The following is a 14918-nucleotide window of genomic DNA, read 5'->3' on the forward strand; positions in this document are numbered from 1 at the left end:
GGCCGGCGGCGAGATCGTGCATCTGCGCCGCCCCACCTGGCGCATCGAGGACTGGGCCTACGGTGCGCCGGTGCCCGGCCTGATGCTGTCGCCGCGCACGGCGCCGCCGATGATCGGGCTCGGCCTGCTGGAGGCGATCCCGGAAGCCGACATCGCGGCCGGCGCCGATCCGGAGGATCGCGACAGCAATGGCGTCTCGGGCCGCGTTGCGCGGGTCTGGAGCGGCCATCGCGGCACCGCCTCGCTCGGCCGCTTCTGCTGGAAGGCGCAGGCCCCGACGATGGAGGACCAGGTGGCGGATGCCTTCGCCGCCGATATGGGCCTGTCCACCCACATCAACCCGGCGCATCACGGCGAATGCACCACGGCGCAGGCGGGATGCCGCGCCGCACCGGATGGTTCTCCCGGGCCGGGACAGCCGGAGGTCGATGCGCGGCTGTTCGACCTGGTGGTGTTCTACGCCCGCAACCTGGCAGTGCCCCGGCCGTGCGACGCCGGCGCCGGAGGCGCCGCACGGCCGCGCCCTGTTCCGCGAAGCCGGGTGCGCCGCCTGCCACAGGCCGAGCTTCACCACCGGCGCGGTGCCGGGCCGGCCGGAGCATTCCAACCAGCGCATCTGGCCCTATTCCGACCTGCTGCTGCACGACATGGGCGAAGGCCTGGCCGACAACCGGCCCGAAGGCGCGTCCGATGGACGTGAATGGCGCACGCCGCCGCTCTGGGGCCTCGGCCGCACCCAGGCGGTCAGCGGCCACACGCAACCTCTGCATGACGGCCGCGCGCGCAGCCTGATCGAAGCGATCCTCTGGCATGGCGGGGAAGCACAGGGCGCGCGGGATGCCGTGGCCGCACTGTCGCCCGCGGATCGTGCCGCGCTGATCGCATTCCTGGAGAGCCTGTAGATGCACCGACGCCTTTTCCTTGTGGCGGCCGCGATGTTCCCTGTCGCGGCCATGGCGCAGGAACCCGGCGTGGAGGCCGCGCGGCTTCTGGCGGTGCGCCGCACGGTGGGGGCGCACATCCTGCCGGGCCTCGCCGACTTCGTGGCCGCCACAGGACGCTTCACCGCGACAATGGAGGACCTGTGGCACGCTGCGCGGTACCGGATGGCTGCGGCGTCGCGGCCGCGCCGGCGGCGAACGTGTCGCATGCCGGGAGACTGGCTCAGGCAGGTCCGGTGGGACAACCACCTGGTGCCGATCCTAGATCTCCGTCCAGCGGCGCAGCAGGTTGTGGTAGCCGGACGTCAGCGCGACGACACTGGGGTGGTCGTCCGGCAGAGTCTTGCGCAGGCCGATGATCGCCATGTCCATGTCGTACAGGAAGGCGCGCTTGCCGTCGTCCTTGACCATGGACTGGGTCCAGAAGAAGGAACTCCAGCGGCTGCCGCGCGTGATCGGCGTGACGCGGTGCAGGCTGGTTGCGGGATACAGCACCATGTCGCCCGCCGGCAGCTTCACGGCGTGGCTGCCATAGGTGTCATCGATCACCAACTCACCACCGTCATACGCATCGGGGTCCGTCAGGAACAGCGTCGAGGAGACATCCGCCCGCATCCGCATCCCGCCCGTGCCGGGCACCAGGCGGATGGCGTTGTCGACATGTGGATCGAACTTCATGCCGATGTCGTAGCGGTTGAACATCGGCGGATAGACGCGGAACGGCAGCGCGCCGGAATTGAAGGTGGGATGGCGGCCGAGTGCACGCAGGACCACCTCGCCCAACTCGCGCGCAGCCGGCGCGTTCTCCGGCACCTGCAGGTTCAGCTTCACCTTGGCCGATTGCTCGCCGGCGGTGGCGCGGCCGTCCTGCCATGGCGTACCGTCGAGGATGCGGCGGCAATGCGCCACCTCCTCCCTCGTCAGCACCTGCGGGATGCGGATCAGCATTGTCCTCGTGCCTCAGTACGTCACGGCCAGCGTCAGCAGCACCGTACGGCCCGCAGCCGGCACCACGCGATTGCCGAACAGCCCGTCATAGTTCAACTCATTGGTCAGGTTGTAGCCGTTGACCGAGGCACGCCAGCGGCTCTGTTCGCCGAAGCGATGCGAGACCAGCGCGTCAAGCGTGAAGTTCGCCGGCACCTCCGCGGTATTCGCCGCGTTCAGGAAGGCCTGGCTGCGATAGGTCACGCCGCCGCCGAGGGTCAGGTTGTAGGGCGTGTCGCGGAATGCCTCGTAGGTCGACCACAACGAGGCGGCATGTTCCGCCACATAGGGTACGCGCCCCCCCTGATTGGCGGCCGTGGTGGATTTCGTCGTCTCGCTGTCGAGGTAGGTGTAGTTCGCGTTCACCGACCAGTTGGGCGTGATGCGGCCGGTGACGCCCAGTTCGACGCCCTGGATGCGCTGTTCGTCGCCCGATTGCGTGGTGGTTCCGCTCACCGGGTCGGTCTCCGTCGCGTTGCCCTTCTCCGAGTGGAACAGCGCGCCATACAGGCCGAGACGGTCGTTCAGCAGGCTGGCCCGCGCGCCGACCTCGAAAATGCGGTTCCGCTCCGGCTCCAGCGTGCTGTTGGCCGCGTTGAAGGTGGCGGGCTGTGTCGTGATGAAGGCGCCAGGCGGCGTCGTCGAAGTGGCGTAGGAAAAGTAGTAGGTCTGGCTGGGCGTCGGTTCGAAGACGATGCTGGCGCGCGGGTCGATGAAGGTATCGTTGGAACTGACCGTCGTCGGCGCGGTCGATGCGCCATAGGTCTTGTAGTCGACGTCGTAGTTGCTGATACGCAGGCCGCCGATCAGCGAAAGCTGCGGCGTCAGCCAGACCCGCTCCGTCAGGAAGGCGCCGAGATGCCGCTGGTCGGTCTCTCGCACATTGGCGCCGCTTCCGGGCATCACGCTGTAGCCGGCCGCGGAGTGGCTGGGGTCCAGCAGGCTGACGGCGGATCGGCCGCGATTGTAGCTGGAGCCGGTGCGCTCGTCGTTCTGGATCCAGGCATCGACACCGACCGTCGCCTCGTGCCGGAAGATGCCGGTGGTGAAGCGGGCCTGCGCCGTGGTCACGTTCTGCAACGCGATGGTTTCCTGGTGGAACGGGCTTCCGCCGCCGCCGGCTGTCACGGTCGGAATGGTACGCGGGTTGCCGTCGAACAGGTTCTGGTTGCAGGCGGCGTCGCAACTGAGCGGGGAGGCCGCGAAGTCGCGCGTGACGAAGGTGACGCGCGTATCGTTGTATAGCGTCAGCCAATCACTCGCCTGGTGGCGCAGGCGCGCCGTGGCGCGATCCACCACCACGTCGTCGCGGTCCAGGTCGAAGCCGTACCAGTTGCCGCGGCGGACGCCGTATTCGGTCACCGGCCGGGCGACCGAGCGGCCGGGGGCAGTGGCCAGCGGGACGCCGAAATCGGGGACGCGGTCATCCTCGAAATGCAGGTAGTCGAAGGTGAAGGTGGTATCGGTGCCGAGGCCGAGCGCGAAGGACGGCGCGATCCCCCAGCGCCGCGATTCCACCTCGTCCCGGTCCACCATTTCGCTGCGCTGGCCCATCAGGTTCAGTCGGACGGCGGAGGTGTCGCCGACCTGCTGGTTGACGTCGACGGTGCCGCGGTACAGCGGCCCCATGCCGCCGGTGGCGCTGGCACTGTAGGAATTGCCGAGATGCGGCAGCCGCGTGGTGACGTTGATCGCGCCGCCGGCGGTGCTCTGCCCGAAGGTGGTACCGGAGGGGCCCTTCAGCACGGCGACGCTCTCGTAGTTGAAGGCGTCGCGGGTGTAGGAGCCGAAGTCGCGCAGCCCGTCCACATAGACGTCGTTCTGCGCGAAGAAGCCGCGAATGCGCAGCGAATCGCCGTTGACGCCGCCATTGCCCTCGCCGATTGCGGAGGTGATGCCGGGCACGTTGCGCAGCGCCTGTTCCAGCGTGGTGACGTTCTGCTGTTCCAGAACCTCGCGCGGGATCACGTTGATCGTCTGCGGCGTGTCCTGCACCGTGCCGGGCAGACGGGCGATGCCGGTCTGGCGACGCAGCGTGTTGGCGGGCTGCTGACCCTCGACGCTGATCCCCGGCAGCGTCAGCATCGGCGCAAGGCTCTGCTGCGCCTCCGCCGGCTGCGGCGGCACCTGCGCCCGCACGGCGCCGGCCATGGCCAGGGCGAGGCCAGCGGTCAGCGCGAGGCCGGAGACTTCGGAGAGCAGGTGGGTGCGTCGGGTCATGGTCGCCTCGCTAATCGGAAAGGACATTTAATTGCGAGTCATTCTTAATCGCGATTCGTCGATGACCGCAATCCCGCCCGCCGCTGAATTGTCGACACTCGTCCAATGCAGGCCGGTTGTGTCGCGCGGGCCGCGCCGCCGCGCGGCTTGCGACGTGCCTCGGCCCTCCGCTACAGCCGGACCTCGCGCAGCGAAGATCCCTGCATTGCTGGCGAGGTCATCGCGCATCGGGAGACAGGCAGGATGTATGCGGCGCCACCCATCCCGCCGGACATCGTCGCGCTCAGCGATTACGAGGCTGCCGCGCGACAGCGCATGGACGACAAAGCCTGGGCCTATTTCGCCGGCGGAAGCGCGGATGAAAGCACGCTGCGCGCCAACCAGGCCGCCTTCGGCGACCTGCTGCTGCAAACGCGCGTGCTGGCGGAGATGCAGGGCGCGGAAACGCGCCTGACCCTGTTCGGCCAGCCGATGGACTACCCCATCCTGCTCGCCCCCGTCGCCTTCCACCGCCTGGTCCACCCGGACGGCGAATTGGCCGCCGCCTTCGGCGCCGCCGCGATGGGGGCGACGATGGTGGTCAGCAGCCAGGCCAGCACGACGCTGGAGGCGATCGCCGCATCCACCGCCGCGCCTCTGTGGTTCCAGCTCTACATCCAGCACGACCGCAGTTTCACCGAAGCCCTGCTGCGGCGCGCCGAGGCCGCGGGCTACCGCGCCATCGTCGTCACCGTCGATGCGCCAGCCGCGACGCGCAACCGCGAACAGCGCGCCGGATTCGCGCTGCCGCCCGGCATCGAGGCCGCCAACCTGCGTGGCCTGCCGCCGACGCCACCCAGCCGTGCTGGCCTTGCTGAAAGCGACGTGTTCCGCGGTCTGCTGGACGCCGCGCCGAGTTGGAAGGACATCGCCTGGCTGCGGTCACTGACGCGCCTGCCGCTGCTGCTGAAGGGCATCATGTCGCCCGCCGATGCGCAGCGTGCCGTTGCGGAGGGCATGGACGGTATCATCGTCTCGAACCACGGCGGCCGTAGCCTGGATACGCTGCCGGCCAGCATCACGGCGCTGCCGCGCATTGCCGACGCCGTCGGAGGTCGATTGCCGCTGCTGCTGGATGGCGGCATCCGACGCGGCACGGATGTGCTGAAGGCACTGGCGCTCGGCGCACACGCGGTGCTGCTGGGCCGGCCACAGATCCACGGGCTCGCGGTCGGCGGGCCGGTCGGCGTTGCGCATGTGCTGAAGATCCTGCGCACGGAGCTCGAGATCGCGATGGCGCTGACCGGCTGCACCCGGCTGGACCGGATCGACCGCGGCGTGCTGTGGGATGCGCCGCCTCAATAGACGTCGCGCCGGTATCTGCCGGCTCGCGTCAGCGACCGCACCTCCGCCTCGTCCAGCACCTCCACCAGCGCCGCCTGCACGCCGGTGGACATGCCGGCCCGGCTGCCGCAGACCAGGATGGCCGCACCCTCCGCGACCTAGCGGCGAAGCTCCGCCGCCGCGACCGGCGTGGCGGCGAGGGCAAAGAGAAGGGGCAGGATGCGCATGGACCGCCTCGTCAATGGATGAACAGGATCGCCAGTATCAGCGGCACCACGAGCCCGAGGCCTGCCAGCGGCCATGTCGCCGGCCGCCCGCCCACATGCAGGTGCAGCAGCAGCAGCCCGGTGCCGCAGAACAGCAGGCAGGCCGCGGCAAAGACGTCGATGAACCAGCGCCAGGCGAGGCCGATGTCGCGGCCCTTGTGCAGGTCGTTGAGGTAGGGAACCCAGCCGCGCGTCGTGACCTCGACCGTCGCCTCGCCGGTGTCACGATCGATGCCGCGCCAGCCATCGCCGCCGAGACGCGGCAGCGCGAGGTAGATGTCGACGGCACTCCATTCCGCCGGGCGATGCGTCCCGCTGATCGCAAATTCGCGCGCAACCCAATCCTGCACGAGGGTCGGCGGGACTTGGCGTGCTTCAGCCTCCGGTTTGGCCAGCAGCGGCCGCAACGCATCCGGCAGCACCGCGCTGCTCGTGGTCACCACCGGGCCGACGGCCGAGGCCGTGCCCTTGCTTGCGGCGGATTGCCGTCAGCGAATGGCGCCGGCTTGTGGCCATAAGTCCAAATGCGATCCGAAGGTGTTCGCCAACGAGTCTGTCAGGTCAGGCGGATCGCTCCACTGTGCCGCTGCCAGATGCGGCCATCCGGCCTCGGGGGCCCATCCCACGCATCAACCCCCGCCGCGTCGCCTGGAGGCCTTCCGGAATTGTATCATCGATGCCGGCAGCCCGGTCAGACGTGGAAACTCTCGCCGCAGCCACAGCGGCCCTTCTCATTCGGATTGGTGAAGGTGAATCCGGCGGACATGTCCTTCACCTCGTAGTCCATCACCGTGCCGATCAGGAACAGCGTCGCCTTGCGGTCGACCACCACGGTAACGCCCTTGTCCGTCACGACCTCGTCGCCCGGTCCCGGCCCATCGACCCAGGACAGGTCGTAGGCCATTCCGGAACAGCCCTTGGTCTTCACCGCGATGCGCAGCGTCTTGCCGGCCTCGCCCGCGGCGTACAGCGCGCGCAGCCGTTCGGCCGCGGCATCCGAAAGGCCCATCAGCGGCGGCAGGGCGCGCTTCGGACGGGGTGCGGTGGTCGTGCTCATCGGGGCATCCCCCTTCAGTACATGTTCAGCGCGAGGCGCGCGTCTTCGCTCATCCGGCCCGGATCCCAAGGCGGATCCCAGACCACTTCGACGGTGACATCGGTGACGCCAGGCACGGCGCGCACCGCTTCCTCCGCCTGCGCCGGCAATTCCTGCGCCGAGGGGCAGGATGGCGTGGTCAGCGTCATCTCCACCTTCACATGCCCCTCGTCGCCGATCTCGACAGCGTAGATCAGGCCGAGTTCATAAATGTCGACGGGGATTTCCGGGTCGAACACGGTCTTCAGGACCGAGATCACCGCATCCTCGTTGACCCGCACGGGTGGCTCGGTGCCACCTTCCGGGGTCCAGGCGCCATGCACCGGCGCAGGTGCTTCACTCACTGCTCGCCTCCTTCGCGCCGCCATCGAGGGCGGCGTTCAGCGTATGCCAGGCGAGGGTCGCGCATTTCACCCGGCTCGGAAAGTCATGCACGCCCGAAAGGGGCGCCAGGCGCTCCATGTCTTCCGCAATCTCCCCGCCGCAGTCCGGGCACACGCCCGTCATGGCCAGGGCCCTGAAATTCTCACCCATCAGCCGCGCCTGCGCCTGCGTCTTGCCCTTGACGGTGTCCGTCATCAGCGAGGCGCTGGCCATGGAAATCGCGCAGCCACGACCCTCGAACGCCGCATCCTCGATATAGCCATCCGGCGCCAGTTTTACGAACAATTCCATGCGGTCGCCGCACATCGGGTTGTCGCCGCGCGCGGTCCGGTCCGCATTGTCCAGCCGCCGGAAATTCCGCGGCTTGCGGCCGTGGTCCAGGATGACCTCCTGGTACAGGTCGCGCAGGTCGTCGAACAGGCCACCACTCATCGGAAGAACTCCCGCGCCTGGCCCAGCGCATCGGCCAGCAGGTCGACCTCCGCCGGCGTGGTGTAGAGGCCGAAGGAGGCGCGGCAGGTGCTCTCCACATCGAAGCGTGCATGCAGCGGCTCCGCGCAGTGGCGGCCGGAGCGGACCGCGATGCCGGCACGGTCCAGCAGCGTCGCCACGTCGTGCGCATGGGCGGTGTCGATGGCGAAGGCGAAGACACCGCCACGGTCCTGCGCACGGCCGAGCAGCGTCACGCCCTCGATCTGCGGCAACCGGGCCATGGCGCGGTCGACCAGCGCTCGCTCATGCGCCTCGATCGCCGCCATGCCGATGCCGTTCACGTAGTCGATCGCGGCGTGCAGCCCGATCGCCTCGATGATCGGCGGCGTGCCGGCCTCGAACTTGGCGGGATAGGGCGCCCAGACGCTGCGCTCGAAGGACACCTCGGCGATCATGTCGCCGCCGCCCAGGAAGGGCGGCATCGCCTGCTGCAACGCACCCTTGGCGTAGAGCACGCCGATGCCGGTCGGGCCGTACAGCTTGTGCCCGGTGAAGACGTAGAAATCGGCATCGATCTCGCGGACGTCCACGCGCCGGTGCACCACCGCCTGGCTGCCGTCGAACAGCACCTTGGCACCAGCCTCATGCGCCATGCGCGCGATCTGCGCCGCCGGCGTCACCGTACCGAGCACATTCGACATGTGCGTGACCGCGACCAGCCCGACCTTACCGTCCGCCAGCTTCGCCGCGAGGTCGTCGAGGTCCAGTTCCCCGGCATCGGTGATCCGCGTCACGCGCAGTTCCACGCCATGGGCATCGCGCAGCATCTGCCATGGCACGATGTTGGCATGATGCTCCATCTCCGAGATCACCACCGCCTGGCCCGGCTGCATCACGCCACGCCCGTAGCTGTGCGCCACCAGGTTGATGGCGTTGGTGCTGCTGCCGGTGAAGATGATCTCCCGCACGTCGCCGGCATTCAGGAAAGCGGCGACAGCGCCACGCGCGGCTTCATACGCCTCGGTCGCCTGCTCGCTCATGTGGTAGGCGCCGCGATGGACGTTGGCGTAGGCCGTCTCCATCATCCGCACCATGGCCCCGATCACCTGCCGCGGCTTTTGCGCCGAAGCGCCGCTGTCGAGGAAGGTGAAGGGCTTGCCGCGCACCGTCTCCGACAGGATCGGAAAATCCGCCCGCACCCGGTCCAGGTTCAGCAGCGGCGACATGTGCCCGTCCATCACGCAGCCTCGATCCCGCCAGCGATGCCCTGGCGCTGCCACCAGCCGGTGACGGCACCCGACAGCGCCTCGCGAATGTGTTCGTCGGCGACGGCGTCCACCGCCTCGACCAGGAACGCCTCGACCAGGATGGCGCGCGCCTGTTCCAGCGGAATGCCGCGGGAGCGCAGGAAGAAGATCTGCTCCGCATCCAGCTCGCCCACCGTGGCGCCGTGGCTGCACTTCACGTCGTCGGCGTAGATCTCCAGCTGCGGCTTGCTGTCGATCTCGGCTTCCGGCGAAAGCAGCAGCGCCTGGTTCATCTGGTAGCCGTCGGTCTTCTGCGCCACCTGCCGCACCAGGATCTTGCCCTGGAACACGCCGCGGGACTTGCCGGACAGTACCGTCTTGTAGGTCTGGCGGGACGAACAATCCGGCGCCGCGTGGTCCAGCGCCGTCGTCGTATCCGCGTGCTGCCCATCGGCCAGAAGCTGCGCGCCGTTCATGTGGCATTCGGCTTTCGGGCCGCACAGCGCCACATGAATCTCGTTGCGCGCCAGCTTCGCACCCGCGTTCAGCGTGAAGTTGTCATAGGTGCCGCCGGCCTGCACGCGGGCATAGACGGTCGACAGGAAGAACGCCTCCCGCCCCTCCTGCTGCAGCCGCCCGTGGCTCATCCGCGCCCCCTCGGCCACCTCGATCTCGAAGACCGGGTTGTGCAGGTAGCGCGCGCGGGTCGGCCCCGCTGCCGTCTCCACCAGGGTCAGCGAGGCACCGGCACCCAGCCGCACCAGGTGGCGCGGGTGGAAGGCCGGCGCGCGATCGCTCTCGGTGGCGAAGGACACCAGCTCCAGAACGCCGGCCGCCACGCCGTCCGGCACGGTGATGACCAAGCCGTCCTCGAACAGCATCCCGTTCAGCGCCGCCAGCGAATGCTCCTCCGGCCGTGCCAAAGCACCCAGGCGCGGCTCAAGCTCCGGCAGCGCCCAGGCGAGGTTCTCCGCCGTGTAGGCCAGTCCCTCCAGCGTCGAGAGGTCCGCACGGAACCGCCCATCGATGAACACGGCGCGCGGCCGAGTTGCCGGCGGCAGCGCCAGGGCATCATCCACGCCGGTCAGCGGCTCGCCGAACACGGTGGCGGAGACCGGCGCAAGATCGGTGTACTTCCACGCCTCGACGCGGCGCGTCGGGAAGCCCTGCACGCGGAAGGCCTCCGCGCTGCGGTCACGCAGCGCCTCCACCCACGGCAGGGATGCGCCCGGCATCCGGCCGCGCAGCCCTTCATGCCGCCCGAGGAAGGCGGCGGGCCCGGTGCTGGTCACGGCGGTCATGCGGCGGCCGCCTGGATCGCGCCGTAGCCGGACTTCTCCAGCTCCTGCGCCAGTTCCGGTCCGCCCGACTTGATGATGCGCCCACCCGACAGGACGTGCACCGCATCCGGGACGATATGGTTCAGCAGCCGCTGGTAGTGGGTGATGACCAGCGCGGAGAAGTCCGGCCCGCGCAGGCTGTTCACCGTGTCCGACACCAGCTTCAGCGCATCGATGTCAAGCCCGCTGTCAGTCTCGTCCAGCAGCGCCAGCCGCGGCGACAGCAGCGCCATCTGCAGCATCTCGTTGCGCTTCTTCTCGCCGCCGGAGAAGCCCACATTCACCGGCCGCTTCAGCATGTCGTCCGACATGTTCAGCACCTTCATGCGGGCCCGCGCCAGCTTGAGGAACTGCATCGCGTCGATCTCGCTCTCGCCCTTCGCGCGGCGTACCGCGTTCAGCGCCGTGCGCAGGAAGTTGGCGTTGCCCACGCCCGGCAGCTCCACCGGCGCCTGGAAGGCCAGGAACACGCCGGCCACGGCGCGTTCCTCCGGTTCCATCGCCAGCAGGTCGATGTCGCCGAAGGTGACGGAGCCTTCCGTCACCTCATAGCCGTCACGGCCCGCGAGCACGTAGGACAGCGTTGACTTCCCGGAGCCGTTCGGCCCCATGATCGCATGGACCTCACCCGCCGGAATGGTCAGGTTGAGGCCGTTGAGGATCTGCTTGCCATCGACCGTCGCGTGCAGATTTTCGATCTTCAACATGATTAACCCACCGATCCTTCAAGGCTGATCTGCAGCAGCTTCTGAGCTTCCACCGCGAATTCCATCGGCAACTCCTTCAGCACCTCGCGGCAGAAGCCGTTGACGATCATGCCGACAGCGTCTTCCTGCGTCAGGCCGCGGGACCGGCAGTAGAACAGCTGGTCCTCCGCGATCCGGCTGGTCGTCGCCTCATGCTCCACCTTCGCCGTCATGCAGCGATTCTCGATGTAGGGCACGGTATGCGCCCCGCACTGGTCACCGATGAGAAGCGAGTCGCACTGCGTGAAGTTGCGCGCGCCGGACGCCTTCGGGCTGATCTTCACCAGGCCGCGATAGGTGTTCTGGCCATGCCCGGCGGAGATGCCCTTGCTCACGATCGTGCTGCGCGTGCGCGCGCCGATGTGGAACATCTTGGTGCCGGTATCCGCCTGCTGGCGGTTGTTGGTGATCGCCACCGAATAGAACTCGCCGACGCTGTCATCGCCAATCAGCAGGCAGGATGGATATTTCCAGGTGATGGCCGAACCGGTCTCCACCTGCGTCCAGGATACCTTGCTGCGCTTGCCACGGCAGGCCGCCCGCTTGGTGACGAAGTTGTAGATGCCGCCCTTGCCCTCGGCATCGCCGGGGTACCAGTTCTGCACCGTGCTGTACTTGATGCTGGCGTCATCGAGCGCCACCAGCTCGACCACCGCCGCATGCAGCTGGTTTTCGTCCCGCATCGGTGCCGTGCAGCCCTCGAGGTAGGAGACCGTGCTGCCCTCGTCGGCGATGATCAGCGTGCGCTCGAATTGCCCGGTGCTCTTCGCATTGATGCGGAAGTAGGTAGACAGCTCCATCGGGCAGCGCACGCCCTTCGGGATGTAGACAAAGCTGCCATCCGTGAAGACCGCGCTGTTCAGCGCCGCATAGTAGTTGTCGCCCTGCGGCACGACGGAGCCGAGGTACTGCTTGATCAGCTCCGGATGCGCATGCACCGCCTCGCTGATCGCGCAGAACACGATCCCGTCCTTCGCCAGCCGCTCCTTGTACGAGGTTGCGACGGAGACGCTGTCGAACACCGCATCGACGGCAACCGGCATCCGTCCCTCCGCCGGCGTATCACCCGCGCCCTCGACACCCGCGAGGATCGCCTGCTCCTTGAGCGGAATGCCGAGCTTGGCGTAGGTCTTCAGCAGCTCCGGATCGACCTCGTCCAGCGACTTCGGCCCCTGCTTCGGCGCCGCGTAGTAGAACGCGTCCTGGAAGTCGATCGGCGGATGGCTGACGGCGGCCCAGTGCGGCACGTCCATGGTCAGCCAATGACGATACGCCTTCAGCCGCCATTCCAGCAGCCAGGCGGGCTCCTTCTTCTTCGCGCTGATGAAGCGAACGATGTCCTCGTTCAGCCCCTTCGGCGCGAAGTCCATCTCGATATCGGTCTCGAAACCCCACTTGTAGCCGGAGTCCGCGACGGCCTGAACGGCTTCGATGGTTTCGGTAACGGCTGCCATCTTGGTATATCCTACTCGGCGACGAGGACAGGCACGGCACGACGGGCCGGAAGCGGAGAGGCGATCTCGCTGACCATGATCGCGGAAAGCGCACCGCGGATTGCGGCATTCACCGGATCCCAGCGGCCACGAACGGGGCAGGTATTCTCTGCCTCGCACAGTCCGAAACCGCCATCGACGCAGGCGGTGAGGGCGATCGGCCCATCCATCGCCACGATCACCTCGGATAGGCCCAGGCTGTCCAGCGGCCGCAGCAGGCGGTAGCCGCCGCGGGCACCCCGCAGGCCTTCCACCAGCCCGGCCTGCGCCAGCATCTTCAGCACCTTGGCCACCGTGGGCTCGGCGATGCCGGTGCCGGCGGCGAGGCCAGGCGCGGTCTGCACCCCGCCTTCCGCCTCCAGCCGGGACAGCACCACCACGGCGTAATCGGTGAATTTCGAAACCCGCAACACGCGGAAAACGCTCCCTTGCCCTGGATAGGGGACCAGCAAGGTCCGGATTGCAGATGCGCCTGCCCCCCTGAAGTGTCAAGGCGCCGGGCGGCTTGCCGCGGCGGGATTCGGGCGGCACGATCCTGCAAACCACACCGGGAACAATCCATGCCGACCTTGCGCACCGATGATGGGGTGACCCTGCACTACGAGGAAGCCGGGTCCGGCACGCCCATGGTGTTCGTCCACGAATATGCCGGCGACCACCGGGCCTGGGAGCCGCAGCTGCGCTTCTTTTCTCGCCGCTACCGCTGCATCGCCTATGCCGCCCGCGGCTATCCGCCCTCGGACGTCCCGAGTGACCCCGCAAAGTACAGCCAGGACCGCGCGACGGACGACATCGCCGCCGTCATCCAGGGCCTGGGTCTCGGCCCGAGCCATGTCGTCGGCCTGTCCATGGGCGGCTTCGCCACGCTGCACCTGGGCCTGCGCCACGCCGGCCTGGCCCGCAGCCTGGTCGCCGCCGGCGTCGGCTACGGCGCCGCCCCCGGCAAAACCGCGCAGTTCCATGCCGAGACCGACGCCGCCATCGCCCGCATTCGCGCCGAGGGCATGGACAAGTTCGGCCTGACCTACAGCCGCGGCCCAACCCGCCTGGTGTTCGAGGAGAAGGACCCGCGCGGCTACGCCGAGTTCCAGCAGCAGCTCTGCGAGCACAGCACCGAGGGCTCCGCCCTGACGATGAATGGCGTGCAGCGCCGCAGGCCCAGCCTGTTCGACCTGGAGGCCCAGTTCCGCGCCATGACGGTGCCGACGCTGGTGATAGCCGGCGACGAGGACGACCCGACGCTGGAGGCATCCATCTACCTGAAGCGCACGATCAAGAGCAGCGCGCTGCTGGTGATGCCGAAATGCGGGCACACCATGAACCTGGAAGACCCAGACGCCTTCAACCGGGCCGTTCTGGACTTCGTCACGCAGGTGGATTGCGGCCGCTGGACCAACCGCATCCCGGCCAGCCTTGCCGGCGGGATCATCGCCGCCGCCGAGAAGTAGCCAGCAGCCGGAGGGGGCACGGGCCCCCTCCGCTTCGCTCAGATCATCACGCGCCCCGGCGCGGCGGCAGCCAGCGGATCCTTCCAGATTACCTCCGCCGGCGTCACTTCCTTCGACAGCCGGTTCATGCCGCGCAGCTGGTCGATGGCGAGCTGGATGTTGCCGACGCTGTCCGGCGTCAGGTTCATCTTGTACTCCACCTTCGTCATCAGCTCGGCGATGAAGGCGCGGTCCTGCCGCAGGAAGCGCGCCACCTGCGCCGCCGCCTCGGTCGGGTTGCTCGCGATGTATTCCTGCGCCTGGACCAGGGACCGCATGAGCCGCGTCGTCGCTTCGGCGTTGGACTGCGCCCAGGCCTTGTTCATGTAGACGAAGTTGCGGACGATCTGGATCTGTTCGTTGGAGACGAGGATCTTGGTATTCGGGATGGCACGCATGGCGCGCGTCGGCCAAGGCTCCCACACCGCGAAGGCATCGATGTTGCCACGCTCCAGCGCCGCCACCATCTCCGGCGCCTCAACGTTGACGATCGTATAATCCGCAGGGTTCAGGTTCAGCTTGGCGACAACGGACAGCCAGAAGGTCTCGCTGCCGGTGCCGCGGGCGACGCCGACCTTCTTGCCCTTCAGACCTTCCATGTTCTCGATGTTGCGGCCGAGCACGCTGATCCAGCGCAGCAGCGCCGTGCCCTCCGCCACCGCCACCACGTTCGGGTCGACCAGGTGTGCGGACACGCCGGCCTGTTCGGCGCCATAGGCGGAATTGATCTGGTTGCCGATCAGGAAGGCCACCATCGCGGATCCCGACGGCCCGGTATTCACGGTGCAGTCCAGCCCGTTGCGCGTGAAGAACCCACCCTCCCGCGCCACATAGTAGGGCGCAAAGGAGGGGTCGACGCCAGTGGCGATGGTCATCTTGATCGGCGCGTTCTGCGCGAAGGCGGGCGCTGCGAGCACGGTGGCCCCGGCAGCCAGCAGGTTACGACGAAGCATGTT

At 68.1% G+C, this 14918-nt stretch carries 15 protein-coding genes and 1 pseudogene; 4 read left to right on the forward strand and 12 right to left on the reverse strand.

The genetic code is table 11. The annotated features are described in order from the left end of the window. Positions 1 to 16 precede the first annotated feature (16 nt). Positions 17 to 424, forward strand: a pseudogene (locus ACLF3G_RS24360) (di-heme oxidoredictase family protein); the annotation flags it as partial. 4 nt (positions 425 to 428) lie between these two features. Beyond that, positions 429 to 902 (forward strand): di-heme oxidoredictase family protein, encoded by a 474-nt coding sequence (locus tag ACLF3G_RS24365; RefSeq protein WP_430672046.1) that lies wholly within the window; start codon positions 429 to 431, stop codon positions 900 to 902. A 300-nt stretch (positions 903 to 1202) separates the two neighbouring features. Here ACLF3G_RS24365 and ACLF3G_RS24370 read toward each other — a convergent pair whose 3' ends face one another. After that, positions 1203 to 1889, reverse strand: coding sequence for a Fe2+-dependent dioxygenase (locus tag ACLF3G_RS24370; protein WP_430671992.1), 687 nt, complete (start codon positions 1887 to 1889; stop codon positions 1203 to 1205). Between the two features lie 12 nt (positions 1890 to 1901). Further along, complete coding sequence (locus ACLF3G_RS24375; protein ID WP_430671993.1) at positions 1902 to 4148, reverse strand: TonB-dependent receptor; 2247 nt, start codon at positions 4146 to 4148, stop codon at positions 1902 to 1904. A 243-nt stretch (positions 4149 to 4391) separates the two neighbouring features. On the opposite strand from ACLF3G_RS24375, the gene ACLF3G_RS24380 reads away from it, so the two are divergent. Then, a complete protein-coding gene (locus ACLF3G_RS24380; protein WP_430671994.1) occupies positions 4392 to 5492 on the forward strand; it encodes an alpha-hydroxy acid oxidase in 1101 nt (366 codons plus the stop codon). Positions 5493 to 5709: 217 nt separating this feature from the next. Here ACLF3G_RS24380 and ACLF3G_RS24385 read toward each other — a convergent pair whose 3' ends face one another. The 9 genes from ACLF3G_RS24385 to ACLF3G_RS24425 form a co-directional block, all read right to left on the reverse strand. After that, the gene (locus ACLF3G_RS24385) at positions 5710 to 6177 is read right to left on the reverse strand and encodes a PepSY-associated TM helix domain-containing protein (RefSeq protein WP_430671995.1); all 468 of its coding nucleotides are present in this window, start codon (positions 6175 to 6177) and stop codon (positions 5710 to 5712) included. A gap of 251 nt (positions 6178 to 6428) precedes the next feature. Then, a complete protein-coding gene (locus ACLF3G_RS24390) occupies positions 6429 to 6794 on the reverse strand; it encodes a HesB/IscA family protein (protein ID WP_430671996.1) in 366 nt (121 codons plus the stop codon). A 14-nt stretch (positions 6795 to 6808) separates the two neighbouring features. Continuing rightward, a complete protein-coding gene (locus ACLF3G_RS24395) occupies positions 6809 to 7201 on the reverse strand; it encodes an SUF system Fe-S cluster assembly protein (protein WP_430671997.1) in 393 nt (130 codons plus the stop codon). Beyond that, on the reverse strand, positions 7170 to 7649 hold the full coding sequence (sufU, locus tag ACLF3G_RS24400) for a Fe-S cluster assembly sulfur transfer protein SufU (RefSeq protein WP_430671998.1): 480 nt from the start codon (positions 7647 to 7649) through the stop codon (positions 7170 to 7172). Before sufU ends, ACLF3G_RS24395 begins: the two co-directional genes overlap by 32 nt. After that, positions 7646 to 8887, reverse strand: a complete 1242-nt coding sequence (locus ACLF3G_RS24405; protein WP_430671999.1) for an aminotransferase class V-fold PLP-dependent enzyme — start codon at positions 8885 to 8887, stop codon at positions 7646 to 7648. The genes sufU and ACLF3G_RS24405 overlap by 4 nt, the downstream gene beginning before the upstream one ends. Beyond that, entirely contained in the window at positions 8887 to 10197 is a 1311-nt protein-coding gene (sufD, locus tag ACLF3G_RS24410) for a Fe-S cluster assembly protein SufD (RefSeq protein ID WP_430672000.1), read from the reverse strand. The genes ACLF3G_RS24405 and sufD overlap by 1 nt, the downstream gene beginning before the upstream one ends. Beyond that, positions 10194 to 10943: a Fe-S cluster assembly ATPase SufC gene (gene sufC / locus ACLF3G_RS24415; RefSeq protein WP_430672001.1), complete on the reverse strand. Its 750-nt coding sequence runs from the start codon at positions 10941 to 10943 to the stop codon at positions 10194 to 10196. The genes sufD and sufC overlap by 4 nt, the downstream gene beginning before the upstream one ends. Positions 10944 to 10945: 2 nt before the next feature. After that, positions 10946 to 12436: a Fe-S cluster assembly protein SufB gene (gene sufB, locus ACLF3G_RS24420; protein WP_430672002.1), complete on the reverse strand. Its 1491-nt coding sequence runs from the start codon at positions 12434 to 12436 to the stop codon at positions 10946 to 10948. A gap of 11 nt (positions 12437 to 12447) precedes the next feature. Beyond that, complete coding sequence (locus tag ACLF3G_RS24425; protein WP_430672003.1) at positions 12448 to 12888, reverse strand: SUF system Fe-S cluster assembly regulator; 441 nt, start codon at positions 12886 to 12888, stop codon at positions 12448 to 12450. A gap of 147 nt (positions 12889 to 13035) precedes the next feature. Between ACLF3G_RS24425 and ACLF3G_RS24430 the strand changes: the two genes are divergently transcribed. Continuing rightward, positions 13036 to 13923 carry an alpha/beta fold hydrolase gene (locus ACLF3G_RS24430; protein ID WP_430672004.1) on the forward strand — a complete coding sequence of 296 codons (888 nt, stop codon included), beginning with the start codon at positions 13036 to 13038 and terminating at the stop codon, positions 13921 to 13923. 38 nt (positions 13924 to 13961) lie between these two features. Here the strand turns inward: ACLF3G_RS24430 and ACLF3G_RS24435 are convergent, their stop codons facing one another. Then, positions 13962 to 14915 carry an ABC transporter substrate-binding protein gene (locus ACLF3G_RS24435; RefSeq protein ID WP_430672005.1) on the reverse strand — a complete coding sequence of 318 codons (954 nt, stop codon included), beginning with the start codon at positions 14913 to 14915 and terminating at the stop codon, positions 13962 to 13964. Positions 14916 to 14918: the final 3 nt, after the last annotated feature.

The sequence above is a fragment of the Falsiroseomonas sp. HC035 genome (genome assembly GCF_050563525.1).
Classification (GTDB): domain Bacteria; phylum Pseudomonadota; class Alphaproteobacteria; order Acetobacterales; family Acetobacteraceae; genus Falsiroseomonas.